This window comes from Fusibacter sp. (assembly GCF_057447755.1).
Genome location: NZ_JBVBZF010000442.1, coordinates 1 through 2,325, shown reverse-complemented (window position 1 = coordinate 2,325; position 2,325 = coordinate 1). Strand labels below are relative to the sequence as shown.

Below are 2,325 nucleotides of genomic sequence, written 5' to 3'. Positions count from 1 at the left end.
TAACGAAGCTTTAAAATTAGGCTATACCAAGGAAGAGGCACTGGGCTTTGTCAATAAGTTCAGTAGAGACCATTCGAGAACGCCAATGCAATGGAATGAGAGTGATCATGCTGGATTTACATCAGGAAAGCCATGGCTGATCGTCAATCAAAATTACAAAAAAATTAATGTATCTGGTCAGTTGAATGACGAGTCTTCTATCTTTAATTACTATAGAAAGCTGATAGCCTTAAGGAAGAATCCTCAGTATTCGGATGTACTTGTATCGGGTGAGTTTGTAGCCATTGAGGATACTGAGGATAGTGTCATGGCATTTTTAAGGAAAAATGAAGAATTTGAAATCCTGGTTTTGGCCAATTTTTCAGATCAAGAGACCGTATTCAAATACCCTAAAATGGTGAAACAAGTTCTAATGAGTAATTTTGAAGATGGGTCTATTGGTAGCCGTGTTGGATTTTCGCAAGGTTATAAGCTAAGACCTTTTGAGACATTAGTTCTGGAATTAAATTAATTATAAAGAGATTTAAGAGGAAGTATAAATGGCCTCATACAATAAAAAGAAGGGAGGATTACGTGTGAACAAAGACTATTTAAATTCAAGTCTATCTCCTGAAAAAAGAACAGATATTTTACTTGGTCAAATGACCCTTGAAGAGAAGGTCGGACAAATGATGCAGATTTCTTGTATGAAAGCTGACCCCAAATTTGAAGATGGCAAGGCCGTAGGTTGGATATATGGCAGAATGAGTGATGAAGATCGAAATAGATGGGTCACTGAGAAAACAGCAGGTTCCTTTTTGCACGTTCTAGGAGATGAAATCGATGAAATACAGCAGATGGCAAAGGCTACACGACTTGGAATACCTGTAATTTTTGGAATTGATGCTATTCATGGCCATGCCCTTCATAATGGTGCCACGATATTTCCATCACAACTTGCAGTGTCATGCAGTTGGGATAGAAATCTTATCCAAGAGATGGGCCGAGTGACGGCAAAAGAAGTTACAGCGGATGGCATACACTGGACCTTTTCACCGGTTTTATGCATTGCAAGGGATCTCAGATGGGGTAGGGTAGATGAAACCTTTGGTGAGGATGCCTATCTAATTGGTGAACTTGGTAGTGCCATTATCAAGGGTTATCAAGGTAAAAGCTTAGCCGAAGATGACAGCATTCTTGCATGTGCAAAACACTACTTGGCTTATGGCGAATCCACTGGTGGTAGAGATTCATACGACAGTCAGGTCAGTATGAGAAAAATAAGAGAGGTCTTTCTACCACCATTTAAAAAAGCATCACAAGTAGGTTGTGCTACCTTTATGACGGGCTATCAATCTATAGATGGAAAACCGGTTACTGCAAGCCATAAGTTGATCAAGCAGATGCTAAAATCTGAAATTGGATTTGAAGGTTTTGTTGTGACAGATTGGAATAATACTGAGAGCTTAGTGACACAGCAGCATGTTGCAAGTGACATTGATCATGCCGCAACAAAAACCCTTTTGGCCGGCAATGACATGATTATGAATACGCCAGCCTTTTATGAGTCGATGATTGCGCTTGTAAGAAGTGGAAAAGTCAGTATGGCTGCACTTGACGATGCGGTTAGAAGAATTTTGTTGATCAAGTTTAAAATGGGATTGTTTGAAAAGGTCAACAAAGAAATTGATCGAAACAGCCATATTTTTTCATGCCAAGCGCATAAGAAGATAAATCTTGATCTCACAAGAAAAGCCATGGTAATGCTAGAGAATAAAAATAATATTCTACCACTGAATAAAGCTGTTAAAAAGCTAGCCGTAATCGGGCCGAATGCAGATGATATTAAGTCACAATATGGTGATTGGACTTATTTCACACATCCATATCCTAAGGATGAAGTTCCCATTGAAGAGCACTATACCATGGTGCAAGGTATAAGAGCAGTGGCTAAAAAATATGATGTCCAGGTGACACATCACAGGGGTTGTCATGTCTGGGATCTTGAAGACCAACAAATTGAAGCTGCTGTTGCAATTGCACAAGAAAGTGATGTGATTATAGCAGTTGTCGGTGATTGTATAGAACAAAATGGTGAATTTAAGGATAGAGCAAATCTTGATTTATCTGGTGGCCAACAGGCCTTACTTGAAAATCTTAAGGCCACAGGTAAACCACTAATTGTCATCCTAGTCAATGGCAAGCCACTTTCAATTCCATGGATAAAAGAACATGCGGATGCCCTTATAGAAACCTTTAATTCAGGCATGTTTGGTGGAAAAGTAGTAGGTGAAATCCTATTTGGTGAAACAAATCCAACGGGTAAATTATCCATTTCATTTCCAT

The 2,325-nt window shown here is 39.1% G+C and carries 2 protein-coding genes; both read left to right on the top strand.

Features of this window, described 5'->3' with window-relative positions; genetic code table 11:
- Positions 1-511, top strand: a 511-nt coding sequence (locus AC220I_RS21415; protein WP_486725903.1) for an alpha-amylase family glycosyl hydrolase, incomplete at its 5' end; no start/stop codon positions are given.
- 64 nt (positions 512-575) lie between these two features.
- Positions 576-2,325 (top strand): glycoside hydrolase family 3 protein (locus tag AC220I_RS21410; protein ID WP_486725902.1); only part of this gene is annotated, 1,750 nt, incomplete at its 3' end.